We start from the raw sequence: 21,458 nt of genomic DNA, 5'->3' as shown, positions 1-21,458 counted from the left end.
AGATGGCGCTGATGCGGATTCCAGTCTGTCTATCATCATCGCCTGTCGGCATCTGATTCATGATATCGACAATAGCGAAATCTTCGTGTGAAAATTGTGGCGGCGCAAGAACACGCCAGCTAAATTACCCACTATTCTAGGGGGTTAAATAGTTAATTCGCGATTAAAATGGAAAATTGAGATCAATAGCGAACCCCCTGATCGGAAGATCAGGACTGTTTCCAGCGTTCGCGCATCTTCTCATCTTCGTCTTTGGACGATACCCATCCCCCGACAGAACCGTCGGCGAGATGCTCCCTTTTCCAGAACGGAGCATCGGTTTTCATGTAATCCATCAGGAACGAGGCGGCCTCGAAAGCCGCGTGGCGATGCCACGAGGCCGCAGCGACCAGAACGATGTTTTCGCCGGGCCTGATAAGCCCGTAACGGTGAATGATCGTAAGCGCGGTTATCGGCCAGCGCGCGATGGCCTGTCGGGCGATGCGGTTGATTTCCGCTTCGGCCATGCCGGGATAGTGCTCCAGTTCCAGCGCGGAAAGCGTGCCGCTTTCATCGCGGCAAAGACCGGTAAAGGTGACGATGGCGCCTATATCCGTGCGCCCCTGTTCGAGCTTGCGCAGTTCCGCCGCCGTGTCGAAATCTTCGCTTCTTATGCCGACGAACAGTGGGCATGGAGCTTGCCCGCTCATCTCATCCTCCCGTCATGGGCGGAAAGAGCGCGACTTCGTCGCCGTCATTCACCAGTTCATCATGCTCGGCATGTTCCTGATTGATCGCGGCGCGAATGACGTGCTCATGCTCGAAAGCGGCATCATATTCCGGCCCAAGCAATTTCAGATGGCCGATGAGATCACCGACGGTAGTTTTGGGTGAGGGGAGTTCGATAGTCTCCTCGCCCTTGCCGATTTTCTCGCGCACCCATGCGAAATAGACGAGTTTTACCGCCACTGGATCAATCCATCACGTGTTTGAGGCCCGCCTTGAAGTAATCCCAGCCCGTGTAAAGCGTCAGGAGGGCCGATACCCAAAGCAGGACAATGCCTGTTTCCGTTACATAGGGCATAATCTTGTCACCCGCAGGGCCTGCCAGCAGGAATGCAAGAGCGATCATCTGTGCGGTCGTCTTCCATTTGGCAAGGCGCGAAACGGGAACGCTGACCTTCAGCTCGGCAAGATATTCGCGCAGGCCCGAAACCAGGATTTCGCGGCAAAGGATGATGATGGCGGCCCAAAGCGTCCAGCCGGCAATCGTGCCGTCAGCGGCAAGCAGCAGCAGGATGGCCGATACGAGAAGCTTGTCGGCGATCGGGTCGAGCATGCGACCGATGGTCGATGTCTGTTTCCAGATGCGGGCGAGATAGCCGTCGAAAAAGTCGGTGATGCTGGCGACGGCAAACAATCCGAGAGCTGTCCAGCGGGCGAAATCGCTCGACTCCAGCCGTCCCTCGATAAAGAAACACAACACCACAAGAGGCACGGCGATGATCCGGCCATAAGTGAGGATATTGGGTAGGGAGAGGGTATGATTCTTCTGCATTCGTTCCGCCGCATGTTTGTCAGTCGCACATCAACAGGGATATGACATAAAATCAACTCCCGCTAACATGTTCGCCCGAGACTTAGAGCGCGTTTCGATCTGATTGGATCAGATCGGCGCTCTAATCCTTTGTTTTGACGCGTATCTTATCCGAAAGCCGTTTCACACTTTTCAGGATGCGCTCTAATGACGCTTGTAGATGATTCCCGGACAAGTTTGTGTCATCGATCCCGGAAATGGTCGTGGATCGTCCGCGCCATGGCTTCCGAAATGCCGTCGATCTGCATGAGGTCCTCGACCGCAGCACGCGAAACCGCCTTTGCGGTTCCGAAATGATGCAGGAGGGCACGCTTGCGTGACGGGCCGATTCCCGCGATTTCATCGAGCGGATTCTTGACCATTTCCTTCTTGCGCCGGGCGCGGTGCGTGCCGATGGCGAACCGGTGGGCCTCGTCGCGCAGACGCTGGATGAAATAGAGCACCGGATCGCGCGGCGGCAGCGTGAAGGCCTGCTTGCCTTCCACGAAGAAGCGTTCGCGTCCCGCTTCGCGGTCGACGCCCTTCGCGATGCCGATGGCATTGACAAGATGGCTGATGCCAAGCTCGCCAAGAATTTGCCGCACGGCGCCCACCTGGCCTTGCCCGCCGTCGATCAGGATGACATCTGGCCAGGCTGGAAACGTATCCGTCACTTCGGCGTCGGTCGGTTCTTCCGGCGTGCCGTGTTCCTTGACCAGCCGAGAGAAACGCCGCTCGATGACTTCTCGCATCATGCCGAAATCGTCGCCCGGCGTAATGTCGGTCGAGCGGATGTTGAACTTTCGGTACTGATTTTTGACGAAGCCTTCCGGCCCGGCGACGATCATGCCGCCGACAGCGTTCGTGCCCATGATGTGGGAGTTATCATAGACCTCGATCCGGCGCGGCGGGTGCGACAGGCCGAAGGTCTCGGCCATACCCTGCAAAAGACGGGCCTGCGACGATGTTTCGGCAAGCCGCCGCCCAAGCGCCTCGCGCGCATTGGTGAGCGCGTGATCGACAAGGTCCTTCTTCTCGCCGCGTTGCGGCACGTTGACCTGCACCTTGTGTCCGGCGCGCGTCGAGAGCGCTTCGGCGATGAGCGATTGTTCCTCCACGGTCTCGGACAACAGGACGAGACGCGGGCATGGCTTGTCGTCGTAGAACTGCGACAGGAAGGCACCGAGAACTTCCGCGGGACCGAGCGAACTGTCGGCTTTCGGGAAATAGGCGCGATTGCCCCAGTTCTGGCCGGTGCGGAAGAAGAAGACCTGAATGCAGGTCATGCCGCCTTCCTGATGGATGGCGAAAACGTCTGCCTCTTCAACCGTCTGCGGATTGATGCCCTGATGCGACTGGACATGCGAGAGCGCCGCCAGACGGTCCCGGTAAACGGCTGCGTGCTCGAAATCGAGGTCCGCCGATGCGGCCTGCATCGCGGCTGACAGATGATCCTTGACCGACTGGCTCTTGCCCGAAAGAAACGCCTTGGCCTCGCTCAGCAGCTCGGCATAGTCCGCGTCGCTGATCTCATGCGTGCAGGGGCCGGAACAGCGCTTGATCTGATAGAGAAGGCAGGGGCGGGTTCGTGTTTCAAAAACCGAATCCGTGCAGGTTCGCAGCAGGAAGGCGCGCTGTAGCGCGTTGATCGTGCGGCCTACGGCACCTGCGGAAGCGAAGGGGCCGAAATAGTCGCCCTTGCGCGACCGGGCGCCGCGATGCTTGAAGATGCCGGGTGCCCGATGGTCGCCGGTCAGCAGAATGTAAGGAAACGACTTGTCGTCGCGCATCAGCACGTTGAAGCGCGGGCGCAATCTCTTGATGAGATTGGCTTCCAGCAACAGGGCTTCCGTCTCCGTGCGGGTGACGACGAATTCCATCGTCACCGTTTCGCGGATCATTCGCGTTATGCGATTGGAATGGCCGATGCCGCGCGCATAGTTGGACACGCGCTTCTTGAGATTGCGCGCCTTGCCGACATAGAGCACGTCGCCATCGCTGTTGAACATGCGATAGACGCCCGGATTATTCGGCAGGCGCTTCACGAAAGCATTGATGATGTCCTGCCCGCTCAGGCCTTCGATATCCGGCAGGCCATCGGAGGAATCCCACTGGATGGAGTCGGCAGCCGATGGCGATGCGGGAGCTTCGACTATATCGTCGCTCTCGTCATCCTCTTCGGTCTCCGCGTCGCCAATGATGATACCGGCCACGTCCTGCTCGTCGTCGGGCGGCAGGTTGGCGACAGCATCCTCATTGTTCTTGCGGTTTCCAGTCATTCGGTAATTCCTGCAATATCCGGGGTTTCCCATGCCAGGTGCTGTCCGCCGTCAAGGGCGATCATCTGGCCGGTGACGGAGCGGCTTTCCCAGAAATAGCGAACAGTACGCCCAAATTCCGACAATTCCGGCGCGCGCTGCAAAAGAAGTTGTTCGACCTGCTGTTCAAAATCGCCCGGCTTCTGCCGTTCGCTCGGCAATGTGGGGCCCGGCGCGATTGCATTGACCCGGATACGCGGCGCGAGCGCCTGCGCCATGGTTCGGGTGGCATTCCACAGCGCCGTCTTCGAAAGCGTATAGGAAAAGAAGTTCGGATTGAGCTTCCATACGCGCTGGTCGATTACATTGACGACAAGCGCGTCCTCGCCGTCGGGCAGGGCATTCGCCATTTCCTCGGCCAGCAGGACCGGCGCCTTAAGGTGGATCGCAAAGTGCTTGTCCCACAGTGCCATGTCCAGTTGCCCGATACGGTCGTCTTCAAACAGCGATGCATTGTTGACCAGAAGCCGGATCGGCCCGAGCTGCTTCGCTGCATCCCGGACAAGGTTGCGGACATCGGTTTCCGAGGCAAGGTCGGCGCGCACGACACAGGCCTTTCCGCCTTGTTCGTTTATGGCTGCGGCAAGGGCCGCGCCGTCATCGATGGAGTGATTGCAGTGTATGGCGACCGGGAAGCCATGGACGGCAAGGTCTTCGACGATTGCCTTTCCAATGCGCCGTGCGCCGCCGGTTACCAGAACCGGACATTTGGCAAGCAGGCGAGGCTCGTGATCATTCAACACGGTAAACACTTTCTTATCGAGATTCTTCAATCGATTTCATGCCACTTCGGTCGGAAAATTGCAGCTAAAAATAGCATCCGCAACATTCATAGCTGACAAAATTGTAGGGATTTCAGCGACTTCGTTTCGTCTGGTCGGGCGGCGTGCGGCGCCACCGACACCATCCTCCCACTATATAGGTGCCAGCAACGGGCGTTGCGATAATGCAACATCGCAATTTTGCCACGTTCTCGTCAGGTTCTCTCCACAGAAGCGGGCATTTCGTGCCGCAATTACCGCCGATATGTCGGTCCTGTCAGCGCGGCATGGACGATTACTCCCAATGTCGCCCGCCCGATAAGGGACCGCGCAAAAGGTAATTTGTGTAAGGAGAATGCTATGCGCACTCTTAAGTCTCTCGTAATCGCCTCGGCTGCGCTGCTGCCGTTCTCTGCGACTGCTTTCGCTGCTGACGCCATCCAGGAACAGCCTCCTGTTCCGGCTCCGGTCGAAATGGCTCCGCAGTACAGCTGGGCTGGCGGCTACACCGGTCTGTACCTCGGCTACGGCTGGAATAAGGTCAAGACCAACACCGACGGCAGCATCAAGCCGGACGACATGAAGGCTGGCGCTTACGCTGGCTGGAACTTCCAGCAGGACCAGTTCGTATACGGTGTTGAAGGCGACGCCGGCTACTCCTGGGCCAAGAAGTCCAAGAACGGCCTGGAAGTCAAGGAAGGCTTCGAAGGCTCGCTGCGTGGCCGTCTCGGCTACGACCTGAACCCGGTCATGCCATACATCACCGCCGGTGTTGCTGGTAAGCAGGTCAAGCTCGACAACGGCTTTGACGACGAAAGCAAGTTCCGCGTTGGTTGGACTGCTGGTGCAGGTCTGGAAGCCAAGCTCACGGACAACATCCTGGGCCGCGTCGAATACCGTTACACCCAGTTCGGCAACAAGACCTATGATCTTGGCACCGAGTCGGTCCGTAACAAGCTCGACACCCACGACATCCGCGTCGGCGTTGGCTACAAGTTCTAATTATCTGATAATTGAACACGGAAAACCGGGCAGGCAACTGCCCGGTTTTTTGTTGCGCCGTTTTTGGGCTCAGTTGGTCGCGGCATCTGTCAGCCAGCCGCGAAAAGCCGACATCGCTTCGGTTTCCGCGCGCGATTGCAGCCGCGTCAGCCAGTAACTGCCCATCGTCACCGTCGTTTCGAATGGCTGGACGATGGTTTCCGACAGCAATTGCCGGGAAAACATCAGCGGCGGCGCAAGTGCAATACCCGCTCCCTGCATGGCGGCTTCCATCATCGCAAGCGACGAATCGAACATGATGCTTCGGGGCAGGGGCATGTCGCCCGTGACGCCTGCCACCAGAAACCACTGCGCCCATTCATCGGCACGGTAGGAGCGCAACAGCGTGTGGCGCGCAAGATCGGCCGGTGTTCGCAATTCGCGCGCAAGTTCGGGAATGCAAAGCGGCGACAAGGGCGCTTCCAGCAATCGCGTTGCATCGATGCCGTGCCAGGCGCCGCTGCCGAACCGGATGGCGTAATCCAGCCCCTCCGCCGCAATATCCACCCGGTTGTTGTTGGTCGAAAGCCGCAGGTCGATGAACGGATAGCGATTCTGAAAGTCGCGCAGACGTGGCAGAAGCCAGCCGACGGCCAGCGTCCCCACCGCGCCAACCCGCAATATTTCCCGGTAATGCCCCGCCTCGAAACGTTCGAGCGTTCCGGCAATCCTGTCGAATGCGTCCTTCAATGTGGGGAGCAGCGTTTCCCCTTCGCTGGTCAGCATCAGCCCGCGCGGCAGGCGCTCGAACAGCGTGACATTCAGCCGGTTCTCAAGGCTTTTGACCTGATGGCTCACAGCGGCCTGCGTGACGCAAAGCTCGATCGCGGCCTTGGTGAAGCTGAGGTGGCGCGCCGACGCTTCGAAGGCGCGCAGCGAATTGAGCGGGAGATGCGGACGAACCATGGAGACCCAAATTTTTCTAATGCCAAATGCTAGATAACGTCGTTTGTCGCCGCAGCGCAAGCATCGTATATCAGCAGGGCCTGAAAGGCCTATATCCCGTGGGAAGCGGGTTTCAGTATAATAGATCGCGCAGCGACGGCTATGTCTCGGTTGAGACGCAGCCGAATGCATAATCATGAGGTTTATTCATCTGTCATGAGAAAATATACGACGCTTTTGATTGGTTTCCTTGCTGGTTCAGCCATCATCCCCGCCGGCGGCGCGCTGGCGGCAGGCACTATAAATGATGAGGAACTTCGTCGCATTGTCGATGAGACCGTGCGCCCGCTCATGGCCGGGCAGAAAATCCCCGGCATGGGCGTTGCCATAAGCATCGATGGCAAAAGCCACTTCTTCGGTTACGGGGTGGCGTCGAAGGAAAGCGGGCAGAAAGTCGATGAGGATACGATTTTCGAAATTGGCTCGATCAGCAAGACCTTCACCGCGACGCTTGGCGGCTATGGATTGGCTACCGGCGCATTTTCCCCGTCCGATCCCGCGACCAGATGGGCTCCCGAACTTGCGAGCAGCAGTTTCGACAAGATCACCATGCTGGATCTTGGAACCTATACGCCGGGAGGATTGCCCTTGCAGTTCCCTGACGCTGTCACCGACGACAGTTCCATGCTGGCCTATTTCAGAAAGTGGAAGCCGGATTACCGGGCGGGCACCCAGCGCCGTTATTCGAACCCCAGCATCGGGCTGTTCGGCTACCTCGCAGCGCGCAGCATGGGCCAGCCGTTCGATGTGTTGATGGAGCAGAAGCTTCTGCCCGCATTCGGTCTGAAGAACACTTTCGTCCATGTGCCGGAAAGCCGGATGAAGGACTATGCCTCTGGCTACGCCAAGGCCGACAAGCCGATCCGGGTGGCGAGCGGCACGCGGGATGCGGAGGCTTATGGCATCAAGACCACGGCGCCCGATCTCCTTCGCTTCGTGGAGCTGAATATCGACAGCGCCTCGCTTGCGACCGACTTCCAGAAAGCCGTCGCCGCCACGCATACGGGTTATTACCGTGTCGGGGCGAACAATCAGGGCCTCGGCTGGGAAATCTATACCTATCCGGTCACGCTCAAGACGCTTCTCGCTGGCAATTCGTCGGATATGGCGTTGAAATCGCACAAGATCGAGAAATTCGATCCCCCGCACGCGCCCTCGGCGGATATGTTCATCAACAAGACCGGCTCGACCAAGGGTTTTGGCGCCTATGCGGGCTTTGTGCCCGCGAAGAAGACCGGCATTGTTTTGCTCGCCAACCGGAATTATCCAAACGATGAACGCATAAAGGCCGCTTACCGCATTTTGCAGGCGATCGATAAAAGCGAGTGATCCGCAAAAGAAAACCCCGGAAAATCCGGGGTTTTCTTCTTTTCAAACCAATCAGCCGCGCGGCAAAAGTTCGGTCAGTTCCGGGTGTAGCTCCTGAAAACGCTTCATCCAGCGCTTGAGCTTGGAGCGGTTGCGCTCCCACTTGCCTTCAAAACGCAGCGACAGATAGCCAAGCGCTGCGGCAACGGCGATATGCCCCACATGCAGCTTGCCCGCAAGGCGCGGCGGCGCCTCGTTCAGAAGGTCGAGCGCCCGCTCGGCCTTGCGCCATTGCAGGTCGAGCCAGGGCTGGTGGACCTTCTCTTCGGGGCGCATCCGCCGTTCATAGACATGGGCCAGCAGCACGTCGCACAGACCGTCGGCGATGGCTTCATAGCGCTCGGCATCGGTGCGCTTTTCCGCGTTGCGCGGGAAAAGCTTGTTGCCTGAAACCCGGTTCAGGTACTGGGTAATCGCGCGGCTGTCGAAGACGGCCTTGCCGTCATCCGTCAAAAGCGTCGGAATCTTTCCGAGCGGATTGGCCTGAATCAGATCCGCCGGTTCCGCCGAAGTGTTGACGATGACGCTTTCAAACGAAATGCCGGCGTGATGGGCGGCCATGCGAACCTTCGCGCTATAGGGCGAAGCGGGTGAATAGAGAATCTGTGTCATCGTAATTTCCTGAACGGGCTATGTAGGGTCTATTGCGTGGCGGGCATCATCACGGAGCGGCTTCGGCAGGCATTGGCGTCCACCTCATCGCAGGAACGGAATTGCAGGTCCTTTGTCATGCAGATGCGGACTTCCTGCAGGTAATTCCGCTTGCAACTGATCGAAATACCGTCCGGCTTCATGCCGGGATTGGCTGCGATGAAGGCTTTTTCGACAAGGATAGGGTCAACGCGTCGCCCGCCCGCCATCCCGCTGGCCAGATTGCGCAGGCTGGGCGGAATGTTGACCTGATCGAAAGCGTTGCGCAGCGTGGCGAAGTAATCACTCTGTGAAAGGCCCGAGCAACTGCCGTGCTTGCGCCATTGATAGGCGACGAGGCCCGCAGCAGGCATGATGTCCGACAGGCGGGAAATAATCCGCCGCGGCACATAGCTGCCGCCGCTTCGGTTATTGTCCACCTGACAGTTCGCCGGATAACCCCATTCGTTCTGGGGCCAGAGACCATGCACCACGAAACCGAAAGGCCGGCTGGTGCCGCATTGCTGCTTGTTGGCGCGTGGGCCTTCCGATGCGCAATAGCTTGGCGACCAGGAAAGGGCGAGGACGTAGAAATCGAACTCGCCCGGAATATCATCAGCGCGTGCAGGCAGGGCCGCCAGAACATTCGCCGTTGCCGCTGCAAGCAACGTAATCGCAGCAGCGCCAAACTTCCGCAGCATGTGCCCTCCACTCAATCGTTGCTCAAGGCGTCAGTGTCTGAATCAAAAAGCGGGAGACCGGCATGGCGACTCCAAGAGCAGATACTAGTGGTCTTTTTGATTCCGACATTTGCTCGGCGCTTATATCCGAGGGATGCAAATGCCGGATCAGACCACTAGTGGATTGAATTTGACGTTTGATACCCGCCCGATAGAGACCTCGTTTCAAACGTCAAATTCGAAAAATCCACTAGATTCATAAAGCTACTAGTGGTCTTTTTGATTCCGACATTTGCTCAGCGCTCATATCCGAGGGATGCAAATGTCGGATCAGACCACTAGCGAAGAACGCGGCACCGGGCGTCGTATACATACCAGCGGTCGAAACCGTCGACGCAGAACTCGACGTTGCGGCCCATGGAGGCAAAGCCCTGACCTTCCTCGACCATATACCAGACCGAGCGGTACTGGCCGTCGCTCAGAACGGCGGTCGCCTTGCAATAGGTGCGCTCGATCTGGGCAGGGTTGGTCTTCGGCTCATACCGCGTCAGCTGAACGTCGCTCATGGCCGAAATGCCGACCTGCGGCAGGTTCGGGACGTGGCGCACCTGATAGCCGAAATCGGAAACCACGGAACGCAGCACGCTCTGCTGGCTGCACGCGCCCGCATCCGCAACACCTGCGGGTGCCGGGGCAAGATAGTCTGCGGCGCTCGCTGGCAGGGAAACCAGCGTCAGGGGAAGGACGGCTGCGGCGAAAGCGGCTGCGCGTGAAAACTGTCCGATGCGATCCAGGGTTCGTTGCATATCTCTATCCTGTCCGAAATTGCGAGCCAGCTCGCTGAATTCTGTACTGATCGAAGCCTCGTCGAGGCGCAGTTTCTGCTAGCAAATTCTCCGGGTCAAGTGCGATCCGTCTCGCTGCGCACCCACTTGATGCTGAAATTGCTCCCCTTTTCCTCGGCCAGAAGCTTGGTAAGGCAGGGAAGCAGGGTTTGCATCTCACTTTCGAGTGTAAAAGGCGGATTGACTACAATCATGCCCGTGCCATCGAGGCGCGGTTCTGCGGAAGGCGCGCGAATCGCAAGCTCGATTTGCATGATCTTGGGAATGCCGGTTTCACGTAAGTGTCTGGTGAACCGTTCGGTTTCCCTGCGGTCCTTCACCGGATACCACAGTGCAAAGATGCCGCCGCCGAAACGCTTGTGCGCCTTGGCCAGCCCGTCGACCAGACGGTCGAATTCGCCTTCCTTTTCAAAAGGCGGATCAACCAGCACCATGCCGCGCTTTTCCTTCGGCGGAAGGTGCGCGCCAAGCGCCAGCCATCCGTCGAGTTCGGTCACGCGCACCTGATAGTCGCCGTCGAAGAGTTTTGCCAGCCTGGCCGAATCCTGCGGGTGCAGTTCCAGCGCGGACAAACGGTCCTGCTTGCGCAGAAGATGCCGCACGACAAGCGGCGAACCCGGATAATGACGAAGCTTTTCGCCTTCGTTGACGGCGCGGACGGCGGCGAGATAGGGCTCCAGCAATTCCAGCGCTGGCTGCTCGATCTGCCCTTTCTTCACCGCATCCACGATGCGGTGGATGCCACCCGTCCATTCGCCGGTCTTCCCAGCCTCGATACCTTTCAGGTCATAGAGGCCGATGCCCGCATGGGTGTCGATGACGCGAAAGGCCTGATCCTTGCGCTTCAGATATTCGACAATACGGGTCAGGATGACGTGCTTGACGACATCCGCGAAATTTCCGGCGTGATAGGCGTGACGATAGTTCATGGCTGCGCTTGTTTCATGTCGGCCTGTTTTCGGCAAGAGGCAGGGAATGGCAAAACGCCCCGATGTCTCAATCAAAAAGCGGCAGGCCGGTTTGAAAATCGCGACTTCTGGAACGGACACTGCGTCGTTGCTGCAATATCTCTCCTGTCACAAATGTGACATACAACCTTCAACATCTGCTCCTTATCCTCTGAGTCGAGTCCCGAAATGTCTGGTGGCGTCCTTCTGATCGTCCTCTTTGGCGCGTTTCTCCACGCGAGTTGGAACGCAATCGTAAAGGGGAGCGGAGACAAGTTCTTCAGCGCCGCCAGCGTTACCGGCGCTGCGGGGCTGATCGCCCTTTTCATCGTGCCTTTTCTGCCGCTGCCGAATCCCGCAAGCTGGATTTACATGCTTCTGTCGACGGTCACGCAGACCTTTTATATGTCGCTGGTGGCCGCGGCCTATAAATCCGGCGACATGAGCGAAGCCTATCCGATCATGCGCGGCACGCCGCCCTTGCTGGTGGCGCTGGTGAGCGCGCCTCTGGTGGGCGAGGTCATGGGCTGGCAAAGCTGGCTTGGCATCATCCTTATCTGTTCCGGGGTGCTGGCGATGGCGCTTGATGCCCGGCGCAGAAATCGCGGTGCTTCAAGCCGCACGGCCTTGCTGGCTCTCACCAATGCCGGTTTCATTGCCAGCTATACGATCATCGATGGCCTTGGCGTCCGCGTTTCGGGAGAGCCGATTTCCTATACGCTGTGGCTGTTCCTGATGAACGCCATACCGCTTGCCGGCTGGGCATTCTATCGCGAGCCGGACCGCTTCTTCCATTACCTGCGCAATCACTGGCGACCGGCCATGATCGGCGGGGTGGGCACATTGGGGTCATATGGCCTGGCGCTCTGGGCGATGACCATGGCCCCGATTGCCGTCGTGGCGGCACTGCGGGAGACGGCGATCCTCTTCGGCGTGCTCATTTCCTTCGTGGTACTCAAAGAAAAAGTCGGCCTGCCGCGCTTTGTAGCTGCCGGGCTGATTGTCTTCGGCGCGATTTCATTGCGCCTGTCGTGAAAATTTATTTCGTCACAGTTACAATCTTCCGGCAGAAATTCGTTTCTGCGGCAAGTGGCTTGAGCTAATAAAGTAGTATGAACCAGCACGCTCCCATTTCGAATATCAAGATCGGTCATTCGGCCTGTCCGCATGATTGCCCGTCAACCTGCGCACTCGACGTGGAAATTCTCGACGAGCGCACCATCGGGCGCGTGCGCGGCGCAAAGGACAACAGCTACACCGCTGGCGTCATCTGCGCCAAGGTGGCGCGCTATGCGGAGCGTGTGCATCACCCCGACCGCCTGAAGCACCCGCTGGTTCGCGCCGGTGCAAAAGGTGAGGGGCAGTGGAAGCAGGCTTCGTGGGAAGCAGCCCTTGATCTCATCGCAGAGCGTTTTTTGAAAGCCGAACAGGATTATGGCAGCGAAAGCGTCTGGCCCTATTATTATGCAGGCACGATGGGGCTGGTGCAGCGCGACTCGATCAATCGTCTGCGCTTTGCCAAGCGTTATTCCAACCAGTTCGACAGTTTCTGCACCAATATGGCTTGGACCGGCTATTTCGCCGGAACCGGCAGCCTGACCGGTCCCGATCCGCGTGAAATGGCCAAGGCCGATGTCGTGGTCATCTGGGGCACCAATGCCGCCGCAACGCAGGTCAATGTCATGACCCATGCGGTCCGCGCGCGCAAGGAACGCGGTGCCAAGATCGTCGTCATCGACGTTTATGCCAATGCGACAGTCCGGCAGGCGGATATGGGCATCGTGCTGAAGCCGGGAACCGATGGCGCCTTTGCCTGCGCGGTCATGCATGTGCTGTTCCGCGACGGTCTGGCTGACTGGGATTATCTGGAGCGTTATACCGACGATCCGAAGGGGCTTGAAAAGCATCTTCAGACCCGCACGCCGGAATGGGCGGCTGCGATCACCGGCCTGTCCGTTGAAGAGATTGAGGCATTTGCTCATCTCGTCGGCAAGACCAAACGAACCTATTTCCGCCTCGGCTATGGTTTCACCCGCCAGCGCAATGGCGCGGTCAACATGCATGCTGCCGCTTCGATCGCCTGCGTGACGGGCGCTTTCCTTCATGAAGGCGGCGGGGCGTTTCATTCCAATTCCGGCATCTTCAAGATGGACAAGCGCGAGATCGAAGGTCGCGCCATGCAGGATGTGAGCCTCCGCTTTCTCGACCAGTCGAAGATCGGACGCATCCTGACCGGTGACCCGGAAGCGCTTTATGGCGGGCCGCCCGTCATGGCCATGCTGATCCAGAACACCAATCCGATGAATGTGACGCCGGAACAGCGGCTGGTCCGCAAGGGCTTCGCGCGCGAGGATTTGTTCGTTGCCGTGCATGAGCAGTTCATGACGGATACGGCGAAGATGGCCGATGTCGTCCTGCCTGCGACCACATTCCTCGAACACGACGATATCTATCGCGGCGGCGGGCAGCAGCATGTCGTGCTCGGGCCGAAGCTGATCGAGCCGCTTGCCGATGCGCGTCCGAACATCTTCGTCATCAACGAACTGGCGAAACGGCTTGGCGTAGGGCATCTGCCGGGCTTCGACCTGGACGAGCGCACGCTGATCGACAACATGAATGCCAATAGCGATCTGCCGCATTTCGACGAATTGAAGGAAAAGCGGTTTGTCGATCTGCAACCGCCCTTCGAGGAAGCGCATTATATCAACGGTTTCAAATGGCCGGACGGCAAGTTCCGCTTCCGCCCGGACTGGACGGGAAGCCCTTCGCCCAACAAGCCGCCGGAAGTCATGGGACTTCAGGGGCCTCATCATTCCATTCCGGAATTTCCGGACCATTGGGAAGTGATTGAAACGGCGGATTCCGAACATCCATTCCGCATGACGACCTCACCGGCCCATAATTTCCTGAACTCGACCTTTGCCGAGACGCCGACATCGCTTGCCAAGGAAATCCGGCCCGAACTACTGATCCATCCCGACGATGCGGCAGAGCTTGGCATAGAGGACGGCGAGCGCATCGAGATCGGCAATCATCGCGGCGAGCTGGTGCTTTATGCCGTGCTGCGCGCGGGGCAAAAACGCGGTGTCGTTGTTTCCGAGGGCATTTTCCCCAATTCCACCTTCGAGCGCGGCGAGGGGATCAACATCCTGATCGGCGCCGAACCGGCAGCTCCCTATGGCGGGCTTGCGGTGCACGATACCAAGATCTGGATACGCAAAATAAATGCATAAATATTAATCCAACAACGCCGGGGCGCATATATAAACTATATATGCGCCCCGGCGTTGTTGTTTATTCGCGCTGCCCGTTAGCCGGCGTAACGCAGTTTCAGCTTGGAAACACCCACGGCGGCATTCAGGCCGCGCTGGCCCTGAAGCGAAATCGGCTGAAGCGAAATCGTCTTCCACGAACCGCCCGTCAGGATATTGGTGCCGAAGCCGACGCCGATGGCTGCATTGGCGGAAGCACCGACATAACGGCCCTGAAGCGCGCCTTCCGGACGAACGCTCGGAGCCCATACGGCCCAGGCGACACGGCCACCATTGATGAAGCCGACATCGACGCCGAGCTTGGTGATGGTGCCGGTGTAATGCTCAATCGGGCCGCGACCGCGGGCAGGCCGGAATACGCAATCCACATCCTGCTGGCTGCCGATGATTACGCCGATAGCCGGGGAGATGTCGCAGGACAGCATACCGACTTCCGAGCGTGGCTGGGTACGACCCGAAGCGGGAGGAGCTACGAAGTCGGCTGCGAGAGCTGGAGCCGTAACCGCAAGGCCGGAAACCACGGCCATTGCCGAAAGGAAGGAAGTCGAGAAACGGAGAGACATGTCTTTGTCCTCTTCTGAAAACATATTGAAAGAATCGCTTTCCACGACTCTTAACGGGGTTTGCCGAAGCAAGTTCCGTTACGAGGGGGAATTAGAGCTTTTTGCGGGAAATTAAAGTTTTGTTAACAAAAAACTTCGTGTGTGATGATTTTGCCGCGGATCAGACGCTGACAATTACGCTATCTGCCTGAATCTCTGCCCGATCCCCTGCCTCTCCGGCGGCGAATTTGCGAAGGGCGGCGGCATAAAGCTGGTGCTCGGCCTTGAGGACGCGCGCTGCAAGTGTTTCAGCATCATCTCCGGCGCGCACCGGCACTGCGGCCTGCGCCAGGATTGGACCCTCATCCATCCCCTCGGTCACCAGATGAACGGTGCAGCCTGCGACTTTCATGCCCGCATCCAGCGCCCGCTGATGGGTGTGCAGTCCGGGGAAGAGCGGCAGCAGGGAAGGGTGAATGTTGAGAATGCGGCCTTCATAGGGAGCGATGAAGCGGCCCGACAGAAGGCGCATGTAACCGGCAAGGCAGATGATGTCCGGCTGCAACGCGGCAAGGGCTTCCAGAATGGAATCTTCATGCTCATCCTTCGAGGCGTAATCCTTGCGCTTGAAGACCTGCGTCGCAACGCCTGCGCCTTGCGCCCTGGCAAGACCGCCAGCTTCTGCCTTGTCGGAGAATACGGCCACTATTTCGGCTGGAAAATCCGCAGGTTGCGCGGCGCGGATCAGCGCTTCCATGTTGGAGCCGCCGCCCGAAATGAAGATGACGACCCGCTTGCGGCTCATAGCGCAAGCTGGCCCTTGTAGACGACGCCATCCTTTTCGCGCTTGACCATCTGGCCCAGCGTGACGACCTTTTCGCCTTCGGTGGCAAGCGCTGCCACGACTTCATCGACCTTTTCAGGCTTCACGACAGCGATCATGCCGACGCCGCAATTGAAGGTGCGCAGCATTTCGTTCGGCGCGACGCCGCCGGTTTTGGCAAGCCATGAGAAGACTGGCGGAACGGAAATGGAGGCAAGGTCGATTTCGGCGGCAAGACCTTCCGGCAGGACGCGCGGAATATTGTCGGGAAAACCACCGCCAGTGATGTGCGCCAGCGCCTTGATGCCGTCCGAAGCGCGGATCGCGGCGAGAAGCGGCTTCACATAGATACGCGTCGGGGTGAGCAGCGCTTCACCGAGCGTCGCGCCCGGCTGGAACGGCGCATCGGACTTCCAGCCGAGGCCGGAAAGCTCGACGATGCGGCGCACCAGCGAAAATCCGTTGGAATGAACGCCGGACGAAGCCAGACCGAGAATGACGTCACCTTCGGCAATGTCGCCGCGCGGCAGCAGGCGGTCGCGCTCAGCCGCGCCAACCGCGAAACCGGCAAGATCGTAATCGCCGTCGCGGTACATGCCCGGCATTTCAGCGGTTTCACCGCCGATCAGCGCAGAACCGGCCTGACGGCATCCTTCGGCAATGCCCGCAACGATGTCCACGCCCTGGTCCGGCGAAAGCTTGCCGGTCGCAAAATAATCGAGGAAGAAAAGTGGCTCGGCACCCTGAACAACGAGATCGTTGACGCACATGGCAACCAGATCGATGCCCACCGTGTCGTGCTTGTCGGCGTCGATGGCGATCTTCAGCTTGGTGCCGACGCCGTCATTGGCGGCAACGAGCACCGGGTCCTTGAAGCCTGCGGCCTTGAGGTCGAACAGGCCGCCAAAGCCGCCGATCTCTCCGTCCGCACCGGGGCGCCGCGTGGAACGCACGAGCGGCTTGATCTTCTCGACCATCAGGTTGCCGGCATCGATGTCGACGCCAGCCTGCGCATAGGTCAGGCCATTATGGGCGGCAGACTTGTCGGCGGGCTTATTGGCGGGCTTGTTTTCCATGGTCATGGCCTGCTCCTGAAATGGGCGCTTATCCACGCAGTTGTCTAATGCATTTTCGGCAAAAGCGTATAACGGTTTTGCTCAGGAAAAATGCGATAAACAGAGAATGTGCGCGCAATGCCATGAGACGGCGCTGCCTGCAAGGCCACAAGGCCCGAAAAGAGTGAAACAGCGCAGAATTCCGACTAAAATTGTAAAGCGCTGCCCATCATCCGACAGAAAGGTTGTGTTTCGTCAGGCCTTTCGCACAGACATTGCAATCCTCGGCAACCGTTCTAACTTGTCCGCGACTGCAATAAGACATCCGTAACGCCGTTCTGCTATCAGGACTGGTTCTATCCAACAGTTTTCCTTTAAAATGGACGCACATGGTCAAGAAACCGACACCCACGCGCACCACCGCCAGCCGAACGATCCGTCAATCGGAAGCGAAGGTTCGCGACGGCGACATTCACGTCAATGTGGAAGTCGGTGCGCTGACCGGCTCTTCGGTGCGCCGTCAGGCGATGTTCTGGGTGGGCGCAGTCGCGGTCTTCGTCCTGTTTCTCGTCGTGTTCAGTTCCGTCCTGCTGCCTTTCGTGGCCGGGATGGCGCTGGCCTACTTCCTCGATCCCGTTGCGGACCGGCTGGAGCGCCTCGGCCTTTCGCGGCTTGCCGCCACGGTCGTCATCCTGCTCATCTTCCTGATGGCGCTGGTCCTCGGCCTGATGATCGTCGTGCCGATCCTCGCAACGCAGCTTGCGGATTTCATTTCCAAAATCCCCGAATACATCACCCAGCTGCAATCGCTTCTGGCGAATGAGGATTCGCAGTGGCTGAAGAAATATATCGGCATTGACAGTTCCGTCATTCAGCAGAATCTGAGCTCGCTGCTCCAGCAAGGCGCCGGTTTCCTCTCGACCTTGCTTCAGTCCCTGTGGAATTCGGGGAAATCGCTGATCGATATTGCGGGCCTTTTCGTCGTCACACCGGTGGTCGCATTCTACATGCTTCTGGACTGGGACCGCATGGTCTCGAGCATCGATTCATGGGTACCGCGCCGCCAGCTTCACACCGTGCGCCGCATCGCACGCGAGATGAACGCCGCCGTTGCCGGTTTCATTCGCGGGCAGGGAACGCTCTGCCTCATTCTTGGAACCTATTACGCCATCGGCCTTACGCTGACGGGGCTCAATTTCGGCCTGCTGATCGGCTTTTTCGCCGGTCTCATCAGCTTTATTCCCTATATCGGCTCCTTTGTCGGGCTGGCGCTCGCCATCGGCGTGGCGCTGGTCCAGTTCTGGCCCGACTGGATCATGATCTGCGCCGTCGCGGGCGTGTTTTTCCTTGGCCAGTTCGTGGAAGGCAACATCCTCCAGCCGAAGCTCGTCGGCTCGTCCGTGGGCCTGCATCCGGTCTGGCTCATGTTTGCGCTTTTCGCCTTCGGCTCGCTGTTCGGCTTCACCGGAATGCTGGTGGCGGTGCCTGCCGCGGCGGCGGTCGGGGTGCTTGTGCGGTTCGCATTGAATAGCTATCTCCACTCACCGATGTATGATCCTGCCTACCATCAGCCGGACCCGGATGCGGGGCCGCTGATCGAGGCGGGCGAGAGTGCGGGCAGAGAGAAATGAAATTGGGTCGTGACGGGCCGGGCGTTACAACAGGATGTGCAGGAGGCTGCGATGCGTGAGGCACCGCGCCAGATTCCGTTGAACCTTGAGCATCAGCCCGGTTACCACCGGGAGGACCTGATCGTCACGGGCTCCAACCGGGCCGCCGTCGACCTCATCGACCGCTGGCCGAACTGGCTGTCGCCCGTCACCATCCTTGCCGGACCGACCGGCTCGGGCAAGACGCATCTGGCGGAAATCTGGCGGGCCGGAACGGGCGCGCTTCTGGTCGACCCTTCCAGCATCACCGAAGAAGCCGTGAATGGCGCTGCCGAATATCCCGTGCTGATCGACGATATTGGCGCCACGCCTTTCGATGAAACGGGGCTTTTCCACCTCATCAACAGCGTCCGGCAGAATGCGGCGCAGGGAATTGGACCTTCCTTGCTCATGACCTCACGGCTGTGGCCCGCGAACTGGAACGTCAAGCTTCCCGATCTTGCGTCGCGCCTCAAGGCTGCGACCGTCGTGGAAATCGCCGAACCGGACGACTTGCTGCTTTCAGGCGTCATTCACAAGCTCTTTGCTGACCGGCAGGTGAGCGTGGAGCCCCATGTCGTCGCCTACCTGGTCAGCCGGATAGAGCGCTCGCTTCTGTCTGCAATCCGCATCGTCGACAAGCTCGACCGCGCGGCGTTGGAGCAGAAAAGCCGCATCACGCGCACGCTCGCCGCACAGGTTCTGGCCGACAGCGAACAGCCGGAACGCTGAGGATGAGGATAGCGGTCACAGGGGCAGGCGGTTTCATCGGAAGCGCACTGACGCAAATGTTGGCCGGTGAGGGGCACGAAGTGCTGCCTCTGTCCCGAAACGCGCTGTCCGGTCCGGACCTTTCAGGCGTGGAAACAGTCGTCCATTGTGCGGCACTCGCGCATCGGACGGGCGCGGAACGTCCCGATGCCGCAACATTCGATGCGGTCAATCATCGGCTGGCGGTGGAACTTGCCGCCAGGGCAAAGGCGGCCGGTGTAAAGCGCTTCGTTTTCGTATCCACGATCTATACGGTCGCGGGAAACCCGTCGCCCTTGACGCCGGACATGCCGCTGAAGCCGCGTGACGATTATGGGCGCGCCAAGGCCAGGGCCGAAACCGATCTGCGGGAACTAAGCGGGATAGAGATCGTCATCGCACGTCCGGTTCTGGTCTATGGCCCGAGAGCGCGGGCGAACCTGAAAGCGCTGATAAGGCTCTGCGACAGCGGATTGCCGCTGCCTTTCGGTCTGGCAAACAACCGGCGCAGCTTTGTGTCGCTGGAGAATGTCGCGCGCGCGCTGACATTTCTAAGCGTTGCGCCTGCGCAAAAGGTTGCCGGGCGCGTGTTTCACCTTGCTGAACCACAACCACGTTCCACGAAGGAACTGGTGACGAAGCTGCGGGCTGCCTTGGGAAAGCCTTCGCGGCTTGTGCCGGTTCCGCCGGTCGTCATGCGGCTCCTGCTTTCGGCAGCGGGCAAAAGCGGGCTTTACGACCAGCTTTATGGCGATCTGGTCGCGGACACTTCATCGCTGATTGAAGCAGGATTCGATTATCTGCCGGGTGACCGACAGCTTGAAGCAATGGCGCAGGCGGTCTGATCCAACATTCTGGATCAATTCTTCTGGCCGACAGCTTTTGGCGGCTCCATGCGGGAATGCGCTGGACGCGGAGCCTGTCTGGACGGCGCTACGGTCGCGGTTTGCTGCTTCTTGGCAATCGAGCCGGTTATCAGGCTGGCGCTGTCCGGCTTGTTGCGTCCGCCGATAAGCTGGTCCTCATGCACCCAGCCGATCATGTTCGTCTTCGGGACGATCACGCGATGCCAGCGTCCGGTCTTTCCATAAGAGCGCATCTCGCGGCCTTTTTCCACGACGCCGATGGATGGCGACTTGTCCCAGGCATTCTTGTGGATGGTGAGGCGCGCCTTGGCGTAGATCACCGAAGGCGAGCTTGCCGGTGTGTTGACGCCGCGCGGCGGCATTGAGCGCAACGCAGCCGCGGGCGGCTGGGGCGCAACGACCTGATTTGCGGGGCGCGGTGGGGTGGCGGTCTGGATTGCAGCCTGCTGCACCGGCTTTTGCGGAGCGGGCGCCGCAACGGGCGCGGACGGGCGTGGCACCGGGCCGACCGCAGCGCCATAATCCTTCGACGGTGACTTGCTTTCAGGGGCCTTGCTGGTGACGGTCGCCTTCGGTTCCGTTTTCGCGGCGGGCTGCGCAACCGGCCTGGACACAGGGCGCTGGAAGAGCGCTGTTATCGCAGCCTGTGGGCTCTTGTGCTGGGACGTCGCCCAGAGGCTGAAGGCACCGAGACCCAGAATGGCGGCCAGCGCGAGCAGGGGAGTGGACGAGCCCGAAGATTTGGCTGAACGCTTGGTGGAGCGCTTGGGCGAGCGGGTGGTGCGTTTGCGTGCAGCCATCGTCTGTCTCCTGTTCGAATCGCGATGGGGAGACGCTACCAATTGTTCCTTCGCATTTGGTTACCGGGGCTTGCCGCCGGTGCTGCCCGAGCGCTGCCCCAGCGCTGCCCGAGCGCTGAGACGGCAACAAAAAACGCCGCTTTCGCGGCGTTTCGAGGCAGGGTGGCAAGACTTACTGGTGGCCAGACGTCTTATGATCGCAGGAGGTCTGGCCGGAAGCCTTCTCCTGCTGCCGTTGGTTGGCTTCGCTTGCTTCAACCGCGTTGCGCAACTCCGCCCATTCGCGTTCATGACGACGATAAAGCTCATCGGAAACAGTCTGGATACCCATTTGGTCCTCCGTTTTATCTGGTGCCCCAAATAACATGGCGAGGGCGAAAACGTTGCATCACAAAGCGTAAGCGCTTGAAATCTTAATCGGTTTATATGTTTATAACTTGAATTCGATTTCAATTTTCCTGAATGGAAATGCCGCCTTCTCCGATTTTCATCTCGATCCCGGCGGGTTTGGTCTCTTCGCGATAGACATAGATCGCCAGACCTGCGGCCACGACGATCAGCGCGCCAATAATCAGATAAAGCCCGTTTCTGTTCACATTCAGTCTCCAGCT

The 21,458-nt window shown here is 59.1% G+C and carries 23 protein-coding genes; 7 read left to right on the top strand and 16 right to left on the bottom strand.

Annotation, left to right across the window (positions count from 1 at the left end):
• Positions 1 to 209 precede the first annotated feature (209 nt).
• The 5 genes from JNC63_RS06120 to JNC63_RS06100 all read right to left on the bottom strand — a co-directional run bounded on the left by JNC63_RS06120 (position 210) and on the right by JNC63_RS06100 (position 4,646).
• Positions 210 to 689 carry a molybdenum cofactor biosynthesis protein MoaE gene (locus JNC63_RS06120; RefSeq protein ID WP_031352939.1) on the bottom strand — a complete coding sequence of 160 codons (480 nt, stop codon included), beginning with the start codon at positions 687 to 689 and terminating at the stop codon, positions 210 to 212.
• Position 690: 1 nt separating this feature from the next.
• Positions 691 to 948, bottom strand: coding sequence for a molybdopterin converting factor subunit 1 (gene moaD, locus JNC63_RS06115; RefSeq protein ID WP_077684287.1), 258 nt, complete (start codon positions 946 to 948; stop codon positions 691 to 693).
• A gap of 4 nt (positions 949 to 952) precedes the next feature.
• Positions 953 to 1,537: a CDP-diacylglycerol--glycerol-3-phosphate 3-phosphatidyltransferase gene (gene pgsA, locus JNC63_RS06110; RefSeq protein WP_006466426.1), complete on the bottom strand. Its 585-nt coding sequence runs from the start codon at positions 1,535 to 1,537 to the stop codon at positions 953 to 955.
• 221 nt (positions 1,538 to 1,758) lie between these two features.
• The gene (gene uvrC, locus JNC63_RS06105) at positions 1,759 to 3,834 is read right to left on the bottom strand and encodes an excinuclease ABC subunit UvrC (protein ID WP_077684288.1); all 2,076 of its coding nucleotides are present in this window, start codon (positions 3,832 to 3,834) and stop codon (positions 1,759 to 1,761) included.
• Entirely contained in the window at positions 3,831 to 4,646 is an 816-nt protein-coding gene (locus tag JNC63_RS06100; protein WP_077684289.1) for an SDR family oxidoreductase, read from the bottom strand. Before JNC63_RS06100 ends, uvrC begins: the two co-directional genes overlap by 4 nt.
• A 348-nt stretch (positions 4,647 to 4,994) precedes the next feature.
• Between JNC63_RS06100 and omp25 the strand changes: the two genes are divergently transcribed.
• A complete protein-coding gene (omp25, locus tag JNC63_RS06095; protein WP_006472445.1) occupies positions 4,995 to 5,636 on the top strand; it encodes an outer membrane protein Omp25 in 642 nt (213 codons plus the stop codon).
• A 69-nt stretch (positions 5,637 to 5,705) separates the two neighbouring features.
• Here omp25 and JNC63_RS06090 read toward each other — a convergent pair whose 3' ends face one another.
• Positions 5,706 to 6,581, bottom strand: coding sequence for a LysR family transcriptional regulator (locus JNC63_RS06090; RefSeq protein ID WP_374846142.1), 876 nt, complete (start codon positions 6,579 to 6,581; stop codon positions 5,706 to 5,708).
• A gap of 195 nt (positions 6,582 to 6,776) precedes the next feature.
• Here JNC63_RS06090 and blaOCH point away from each other — a divergent pair, with 195 nt between their 5' ends.
• Entirely contained in the window at positions 6,777 to 7,949 is a 1,173-nt protein-coding gene (gene blaOCH, locus JNC63_RS06085; RefSeq protein ID WP_374846140.1) for an OCH family extended-spectrum class C beta-lactamase, read from the top strand.
• A gap of 51 nt (positions 7,950 to 8,000) precedes the next feature.
• Here blaOCH and JNC63_RS06080 read toward each other — a convergent pair whose 3' ends face one another.
• The 4 genes from JNC63_RS06080 to JNC63_RS06065 all read right to left on the bottom strand — a co-directional run bounded on the left by JNC63_RS06080 (position 8,001) and on the right by JNC63_RS06065 (position 11,072).
• Positions 8,001 to 8,600, bottom strand: a complete 600-nt coding sequence (locus JNC63_RS06080) for a glutathione S-transferase (RefSeq protein WP_006466432.1) — start codon at positions 8,598 to 8,600, stop codon at positions 8,001 to 8,003.
• A 29-nt stretch (positions 8,601 to 8,629) separates the two neighbouring features.
• On the bottom strand, positions 8,630 to 9,319 hold the full coding sequence (locus JNC63_RS06075; RefSeq protein WP_077684291.1) for a ribonuclease T2 family protein: 690 nt from the start codon (positions 9,317 to 9,319) through the stop codon (positions 8,630 to 8,632).
• A 317-nt stretch (positions 9,320 to 9,636) separates the two neighbouring features.
• Positions 9,637 to 10,104, bottom strand: coding sequence for a phage portal protein (locus JNC63_RS06070; RefSeq protein ID WP_077684292.1), 468 nt, complete (start codon positions 10,102 to 10,104; stop codon positions 9,637 to 9,639).
• Between the two features lie 95 nt (positions 10,105 to 10,199).
• Positions 10,200 to 11,072 carry a 23S rRNA (adenine(2030)-N(6))-methyltransferase RlmJ gene (locus tag JNC63_RS06065; protein WP_374846137.1) on the bottom strand — a complete coding sequence of 291 codons (873 nt, stop codon included), beginning with the start codon at positions 11,070 to 11,072 and terminating at the stop codon, positions 10,200 to 10,202.
• Positions 11,073 to 11,279: 207 nt separating this feature from the next.
• On the opposite strand from JNC63_RS06065, the gene JNC63_RS06060 reads away from it, so the two are divergent.
• Both JNC63_RS06060 and JNC63_RS06055 read left to right on the top strand, forming a co-directional pair.
• Entirely contained in the window at positions 11,280 to 12,125 is an 846-nt protein-coding gene (locus tag JNC63_RS06060; RefSeq protein ID WP_374846135.1) for an EamA family transporter, read from the top strand.
• Positions 12,126 to 12,202: 77 nt separating this feature from the next.
• Positions 12,203 to 14,323 (top strand): molybdopterin oxidoreductase family protein, encoded by a 2,121-nt coding sequence (locus tag JNC63_RS06055; RefSeq protein WP_063882627.1) that lies wholly within the window; start codon positions 12,203 to 12,205, stop codon positions 14,321 to 14,323.
• Positions 14,324 to 14,400: 77 nt separating this feature from the next.
• Here the strand turns inward: JNC63_RS06055 and JNC63_RS06050 are convergent, their stop codons facing one another.
• From JNC63_RS06050 to purM, 3 genes are all read right to left on the bottom strand, one after another.
• Entirely contained in the window at positions 14,401 to 14,925 is a 525-nt protein-coding gene (locus tag JNC63_RS06050) for a DUF992 domain-containing protein (protein WP_039852914.1), read from the bottom strand.
• A 160-nt stretch (positions 14,926 to 15,085) separates the two neighbouring features.
• On the bottom strand, positions 15,086 to 15,709 hold the full coding sequence (purN, locus tag JNC63_RS06045) for a phosphoribosylglycinamide formyltransferase (protein ID WP_063882625.1): 624 nt from the start codon (positions 15,707 to 15,709) through the stop codon (positions 15,086 to 15,088).
• On the bottom strand, positions 15,706 to 16,809 hold the full coding sequence (purM, locus tag JNC63_RS06040) for a phosphoribosylformylglycinamidine cyclo-ligase (protein WP_050790995.1): 1,104 nt from the start codon (positions 16,807 to 16,809) through the stop codon (positions 15,706 to 15,708). Before purM ends, purN begins: the two co-directional genes overlap by 4 nt.
• Positions 16,810 to 17,171: 362 nt before the next feature.
• Here purM and JNC63_RS06035 point away from each other — a divergent pair, with 362 nt between their 5' ends.
• From JNC63_RS06035 to JNC63_RS06025, 3 genes are read left to right on the top strand one after another with little or no spacing between them, the layout of a single operon-like run.
• The gene (locus tag JNC63_RS06035; protein ID WP_006466441.1) at positions 17,172 to 18,413 is read left to right on the top strand and encodes an AI-2E family transporter; all 1,242 of its coding nucleotides are present in this window, start codon (positions 17,172 to 17,174) and stop codon (positions 18,411 to 18,413) included.
• A 51-nt stretch (positions 18,414 to 18,464) separates the two neighbouring features.
• The gene (gene hdaA / locus JNC63_RS06030) at positions 18,465 to 19,163 is read left to right on the top strand and encodes a DnaA regulatory inactivator HdaA (protein ID WP_006472435.1); all 699 of its coding nucleotides are present in this window, start codon (positions 18,465 to 18,467) and stop codon (positions 19,161 to 19,163) included.
• A gap of 2 nt (positions 19,164 to 19,165) precedes the next feature.
• Positions 19,166 to 20,026 carry an NAD-dependent epimerase/dehydratase family protein gene (locus tag JNC63_RS06025; protein ID WP_063882623.1) on the top strand — a complete coding sequence of 287 codons (861 nt, stop codon included), beginning with the start codon at positions 19,166 to 19,168 and terminating at the stop codon, positions 20,024 to 20,026.
• A 14-nt stretch (positions 20,027 to 20,040) separates the two neighbouring features.
• Here JNC63_RS06025 and JNC63_RS06020 read toward each other — a convergent pair whose 3' ends face one another.
• The 3 genes from JNC63_RS06020 to JNC63_RS06010 all read right to left on the bottom strand — a co-directional run bounded on the left by JNC63_RS06020 (position 20,041) and on the right by JNC63_RS06010 (position 21,443).
• Entirely contained in the window at positions 20,041 to 20,847 is an 807-nt protein-coding gene (locus JNC63_RS06020) for a hypothetical protein (protein ID WP_039852477.1), read from the bottom strand.
• Between the two features lie 172 nt (positions 20,848 to 21,019).
• Entirely contained in the window at positions 21,020 to 21,178 is a 159-nt protein-coding gene (locus tag JNC63_RS06015) for a hypothetical protein (protein ID WP_006472432.1), read from the bottom strand.
• A 118-nt stretch (positions 21,179 to 21,296) separates the two neighbouring features.
• Positions 21,297 to 21,443 (bottom strand): hypothetical protein, encoded by a 147-nt coding sequence (locus tag JNC63_RS06010; RefSeq protein ID WP_006466447.1) that lies wholly within the window; start codon positions 21,441 to 21,443, stop codon positions 21,297 to 21,299.
• Positions 21,444 to 21,458 lie beyond the last annotated feature (15 nt).

Origin of the sequence: Brucella ciceri (genome assembly GCF_041930145.1) — a bacterium.
Taxonomy (GTDB): domain Bacteria; phylum Pseudomonadota; class Alphaproteobacteria; order Rhizobiales; family Rhizobiaceae; genus Brucella; species Brucella intermedia.
This window is presented reverse-complemented; position numbering and strand designations above follow the sequence as displayed.